5 protein-coding genes are annotated in these 5,430 nt (G+C 68.9%); 4 read left to right on the top strand and 1 reads right to left on the bottom strand.

Annotation, left to right across the window (positions count from 1 at the left end; translation table 11 throughout):
- Positions 1-40 precede the first annotated feature (40 nt).
- Complete coding sequence (locus tag ACFWPJ_RS23340) at positions 41-1,165, bottom strand: citrate synthase 2 (RefSeq protein ID WP_378854518.1); 1,125 nt, start codon at positions 1,163-1,165, stop codon at positions 41-43.
- Positions 1,166-1,261: 96 nt separating this feature from the next.
- On the opposite strand from ACFWPJ_RS23340, the gene pdxH reads away from it, so the two are divergent.
- From pdxH to ACFWPJ_RS23320, 4 genes are all read left to right on the top strand, one after another.
- Positions 1,262-1,957, top strand: a complete 696-nt coding sequence (pdxH, locus tag ACFWPJ_RS23335; protein WP_378854517.1) for a pyridoxamine 5'-phosphate oxidase — start codon at positions 1,262-1,264, stop codon at positions 1,955-1,957.
- 50 nt (positions 1,958-2,007) lie between these two features.
- On the top strand, positions 2,008-3,309 hold the full coding sequence (locus tag ACFWPJ_RS23330; protein ID WP_378854516.1) for an MFS transporter: 1,302 nt from the start codon (positions 2,008-2,010) through the stop codon (positions 3,307-3,309).
- A gap of 260 nt (positions 3,310-3,569) precedes the next feature.
- Positions 3,570-4,883 (top strand): citrate synthase, encoded by a 1,314-nt coding sequence (locus ACFWPJ_RS23325; protein ID WP_378854515.1) that lies wholly within the window; start codon positions 3,570-3,572, stop codon positions 4,881-4,883.
- A gap of 75 nt (positions 4,884-4,958) precedes the next feature.
- Entirely contained in the window at positions 4,959-5,318 is a 360-nt protein-coding gene (locus ACFWPJ_RS23320; protein ID WP_378854514.1) for an FKBP-type peptidyl-prolyl cis-trans isomerase, read from the top strand.
- Positions 5,319-5,430 lie beyond the last annotated feature (112 nt).

The following is a 5,430-nucleotide window of genomic DNA, read 5'->3' as shown; positions in this document are numbered from 1 at the left end:
GGTATGTGCCGACCGGCGCCCGGTCAGAGGTGAGAGGAGATCAGTCCCGCGCGATGGTGGACCAGCCGGCCACCTCTTCAGGCGTACGCGGGCCCGGCCCGGTGTAGATCGCGGCCGGGCGCACCAGCTTGCCCAGCTGCTTCTGCTCGAGGATGTGCGCGCACCAGCCCGCGGTCCGGCCACAGGTGAACATGGCGGGCATCATGTGCGCGGGGACCTCGGCGAAGTCCAGGATCACCGCGGCCCAGAACTCGACATTGGTCTCGATCGCCCGGTCCGGACGACGCTCACGCAGCTCGGCCAGCGCGGCCTGCTCCAGCGCGGCGGCGACCTCGTAGCGGGGCGCGTCGAGGCGCTTGGCGGTGGCGCGCAGCACGCGGGCGCGCGGGTCCTCGGCCCGGTAGACCCGGTGCCCGAAGCCCATCAGCTTCTCTTTGCGGTCGAGGATGCCCTTGACCAGCGCGCGGGCGTCGCCGCTCTGCTCGACGGCTTCGATCATCGGGAGCACGCGGGCGGGCGCGCCACCGTGCAGCGGGCCGGACATGGCGCCGATCGCGCCGGACAGCGAGGCCGCCACGTCGGCGCCGGTGGAGGCGATGACGCGGGCGGTGAAGGTGGAGGCGTTCATGCCGTGCTCGGCGGCCGAGACCCAGTAGGCGTCGATCGCCTCGGTGTGGCGCGGGTCCGGGTCACCCTTCCAGCGGGTCATGAACCGCTCGGTGACGGTGGTGCACTCGTCGATCGTGCGCTGTGGAACGGCGGGCTGATAGATGCCGCGCGCGGACTGCGCGACGTAGGACAGCGCCATCACCGAGGCGCGGGCCAGGTTCTCGCGGGCGGTCTCGTCGTCGATGTCGAGCAGCGGCTCGTAGCCCCAGATCGGGGCGAGCATGGCCAGGCCCGCCTGCACGTCGACGCGCACGTCACCGGTGTGCACCGGCAGCGGGAAGGGCTCGGCGGGCGGCAGGCCGTGGCCGAACTGGCCGTCGACCAGCAGGGCCCACACGTCACCGAAGGTGACCCGGTTGGCGACCAGGTCCTCGATGTCGACGCCGCGATATCGGAGCGCGCCACCGTCCTTGTCCGGCTCGGCGATGTCGGTGGTGAAGGCCACCACGCCTTCCAATCCGCTGACGAAATCCTGTGGTACCGAGCTGGTAGTCATGGTGACTCTCCTTGCGGGGGCATGCCGATCTTTCTGAACCATAGCCCCGGGGATACCGGGTAGTAGCGTCGCCCCTGCGGCGTACCGTCTGTGCTCATGCGTGACCAGGAACCCGCGACCGCGGCCGACCTCGCCGCCATGCGCGTCGACTACGGCGGCCATCTGCCGGTGCCGGAGGAAGCCGATCTCGACGAGTCGTGGGTGGCCGGTGGCTGGGAACCGTTGCTGCGCCGCTGGATCGAGGAGGCGGGCGGTCTCGGCGTCGCCGAACCCAATGCGATGGTGCTGGCCACGGTCTCGCTGACCGGCCCGGCTCCGCGCCCGGTCGCGCGCACCGTCCTGTGCAAGGGCCTCTCGCCCGACGGCGTCACCTTCTATACGAACTACGACTCGGCCAAGGGCAACCAGCTCGCCGCCGACCCGTACGCCGCGGCGTCCTTCGTCTGGCCCGCGCTCGCCAGGCAGGTCCACGTGCGCGGGGTGACCGAGCGGGTGTCCGCCGAGGTGACCGCGGCCTACTGGCAGGCTCGGCCACGCGACGCGCGGCTCGGGGCCTGGGCCTCGCAACAGTCACGGCCCGTGACTTCGCGCGCCGAGCTGGACCGGGCGCTGGCCGAGACCACGGCCCGCTTCGCCGACGTCGACGACATCCCGGTGCCGCCGTTCTGGGGCGGGTACCTGCTGCGGCCCGACGAGGTGGAGTTCTGGCAGGGCAGGCGGGGTCGGCTGCACAACCGGATCGTCGTGCGGATCGAGGACACAGGCACAACCGTGGAACGTTTGCAGCCCTAACGAGTGGTGGGGTAAGTCACCGAGCGCATCCATTCTCCGATCGCGCGGAGATGGCTAATCTGCGGCGAGTGAAGTTGCTCGCCGACACCGAACCCCTGCGTAATCCCGACTATCGCAGGCTCTGGACCACCAACATCGTCACCGTCATCGGTGCGCAGCTCTCGGTCGTCGCGGTTCCGCAGCAGATCTTCCAGATCACCGGTAGTTCCGGGTACGTAGGCCTGGCCGGCCTGTTCGGCCTGGTCCCGCTGGTCGTGTTCGGGCTGTGGGGTGGCGCGCTGGCCGATGTCATGGACCGGCGCACGTTGCTGATCATCACCACGGCGGGCACCGGCGCGACCGCGGTGGCGTTCTGGGTGCAGGCCGCGCTCGGAATGACCAATGTGTGGCTGGTGCTCGGGCTGTTCGCCGCCCAGCAGGCGTTCTTCGCGGTCAACCAGCCCACCCGCAGCGCGGCCATCGCGCGGCTGCTGCCGCCCGAGCAGATCGCCGCGGCCAGTTCGCTGAGCATGACCGTGCAGAACGTCGGCATGATCGCCGGTCCGGTGCTGGCGGGTCTGCTCATCCCGGTGCTCGGGCTGTCGACGCTGTATCTGATCGACGCGATCGCCCTGCTCGCGACGGTGTGGGCGGTGTGGAAACTGCCTGCCTTCCCGCCGACCGGCGATCAGCGCCGGGCCGGGCTGCGCGCCGTCGTCGACGGTTTCCGCTATCTCACCGGGCAGCGGATCCTGCTCGCCTCCTTCGTCGTCGACATCATCGCCATGGTGTTCGGCATGCCGCGCGCGCTGTTCCCGCAGATCGCGCACGAGACCTTCCACGATCCGGCCGAGGGCGGGGTGGCGCTCGGCCTGCTGTTCGCGGCGATCTCGGCGGGCGCGGTGCTCGGCGGTGTCTTCTCCGGCTGGGTACCGCGCATTCGCAGGCAGGGCCTGGCGGTGATCGTGTGTATCGCGGTGTGGGGCGTGGCGATGGTGGGGTTCGGCGTTGCGGTCGGCCTGGCCGGGCACCTGTTCGGGCTGGGGGTGTGGCTGTGGATCGCGGTGGCGTTCCTTGCCCTGGGCGGTGCGGTCGACATGATCTCGGCGGCGCTGCGCACGGCGATGTTGCTCACTGTCTCCACCGACGAGATGCGCGGCAGGCTGCAAGGCGTGTTCATCGTGGTTGTCGCAGGTGGGCCGCGGATCGGTGATGTTGCCCACGGTTTCGCCGCGGCGAGCCTGGGTACCGCTGTAGCTGCCGCCGGTGGTGGCGTACTGGTGGTGATCGGGGTGGCGCTGGCCGCGCTGGCCTTCCCCGCCTTCGTGCGTTACCGGGTCACCCGCGCGCACGCCGACGTTGTCGCGAATTAGGCTGTGCGAGAAGGTAATTCAGTCTCTGGGGCAGCTGTTTGACCTACCGGCTGGTAGCCGGGGCCGGGAGCTGTCCGCAACCGGCCGGTAGCCGTGATCACCGCAGGTCCGCGACCTCACCGCCGTTCTATCCAGATGTGAGAAAGCCGCAGAGCAACCCTGATTGCCTGTCCTGACCCGACAACAGCTAGCGTTAGCGCAAGTGCACCGCGTGCCGACCGCATCGGTGCCTACGGTTCTAGCCTGAGAGGGATCCTTCCGTGCCCGCTGAGAACATCACCAACGTCGCCGAAGACGCCAAGGCGGTACTGCAGTACCCCGGTGGCGAGTTCCCGATCTCGGTCACCACGGCCGCGGAGGGCAACGACGGACTCGACTTGGGCAAGCTGCTGGCCAGCACCGGTTATGTCACCTATGACCCCGGTTTCATGAACACCGCGTCGACCAAGTCGGCCATCACCTACATCGACGGTGAAGCGGGCATCCTGCGCTACCGCGGCTACCCGATCGACCAGCTGGCGGGCCGCTCGACCTTCATCGAGGTCAGCTACCTGCTCATCTACGGCGAGCTGCCGACCCAGGCCCAGCTCGACGACTTCACCGATCGCATCCGCCGCCACACCCTGCTGCACGAGGACCTGAAGCGGTTCTTCGACGGCTTCCCGCGCAACGCGCACCCGATGCCGGTGCTGTCGTCCGCGGTGAACGCGCTGTCGGCGTACTACCAGGACTCGCTGGACCCGCGCGACCCCGAGCAGGTCGAGCTGTCCACCATCCGCCTGCTGGCCAAGCTGCCCACCATCGCGGCCTACTCGTACAAGAAGTCGGTCGGCCAGCCGTTCCTCTACCCCGACAACTCGCTGTCGCTGGTCGAGAACTTCCTGCGGATGACCTTCGGCTTCCCGGCCGAGCCCTACGAGGTCGACCCCGAGGTCGCCGCCGCGCTCGACATGCTGCTGATCCTGCACGCCGACCACGAGCAGAACTGCTCCACCTCGACCGTGCGCCTCGTCGGCTCGTCGGACGCCAACCTGTTCACCTCGGTGTCCGGTGGCATCAACGCGCTGTGGGGCCCGCTGCACGGCGGCGCCAACCAGGCCGTGCTCGAGATGCTCGACGAGATCAAGGCCAACGGCGGCGACGTCAAGGAATTCATCCGCAAGGTCAAGAACAAGGAAGACGGCGTGAAGCTCATGGGCTTCGGGCACCGCGTCTACCGCAACTACGACCCGCGCGCGACCCTGGTCAAGCAGGCCGCCGACAAGATCCTGTCGAAGATCGGCGGCGACGACCAGCTGCTCGACATCGCCAAGCAGCTCGAAGAGGCCGCCCTCACCGACGACTACTTCGTCTCGCGCCGCCTGTACCCGAACGTCGACTTCTACACCGGCGTCATCTACCGGGCCATGGGCTTCCCGACCCGCATGTTCACCGTGCTGTTCGCCATGGGCCGCCTGCCGGGCTGGATCGCGCACTGGCGTGAGATGCACTCCGAGCCGCTCAAGATCGGCCGCCCGCGCCAGATCTACACCGGTTACGGTGAGCGCGACTACCTTGATATCGGTACTCGCTGAGCGACGACGACCGTCACTGTTCACACCCGCGTTCCCCGCGCGAGCGGGGATGACACTATCGAAGAGGATAGCCGAATGACCAAGCCGGAGATCGAATTCCAGGAGGGCCCCGCGCCCACCGAGCTCGTGATCAAGGACCTCGTCGAGGGCGAAGGCGCCGAAGCGGTGCCCGGTGGCACCGTCGAGGTGCACTACGTCGGCGTCGAGTTCGAGACCGGCGAGCAGTTCGACTCTTCGTGGGACCGTGGCGAATCCATCGTCTTCCCGCTGCGCGGCCTGATCCAGGGCTGGCAGGACGGCATCCCCGGCATGAAGGTCGGCGGCCGCCGCCAGCTGACCATCCCGCCGGAGCTCGCCTACGGCCCCGCCGGCGCAGGCCACGGCCTGTCCGGCAAGACCCTGGTCTTCGTCATCGACCTGCTCGCGGCGAACTGACCTGCTGAACAACACACTGTGGCGGGGGGGGGGGGGGTGCAGCCGCCCCCAGGTGAGGGTGGAGAGGAGGGCTCGGGGCCCACGCGCCAAGCGCCACACACAGCGGGCGGAG

This window comes from Nocardia sp. NPDC058497 (assembly GCF_042720195.1).
GTDB lineage: Bacteria > Actinomycetota > Actinomycetes > Mycobacteriales > Mycobacteriaceae > Nocardia.
Note: the sequence above shows the minus strand (reverse complement) of the source record. Positions and strands in the feature narration are given on the sequence as shown.

Bases quoted from the DNA above. Each gene is read 5' to 3' on its own strand.
- ACFWPJ_RS23340 (WP_378854518.1), bottom strand. From the start codon at position 1,165: ATGACTACCAGCTCGGTACCACAGGATTTCGTCAGCGGATTGGAAGGC.
- pdxH (WP_378854517.1), top strand. From the start codon at position 1,262: ATGCGTGACCAGGAACCCGCGACCGCGGCCGACCTCGCCGCCATGCGC.
- ACFWPJ_RS23320 (WP_378854514.1), top strand. From the start codon at position 4,959: ATGACCAAGCCGGAGATCGAATTCCAGGAGGGCCCCGCGCCCACCGAG.
- ACFWPJ_RS23330 (WP_378854516.1), top strand. From the start codon at position 2,008: ATGGCTAATCTGCGGCGAGTGAAGTTGCTCGCCGACACCGAACCCCTG.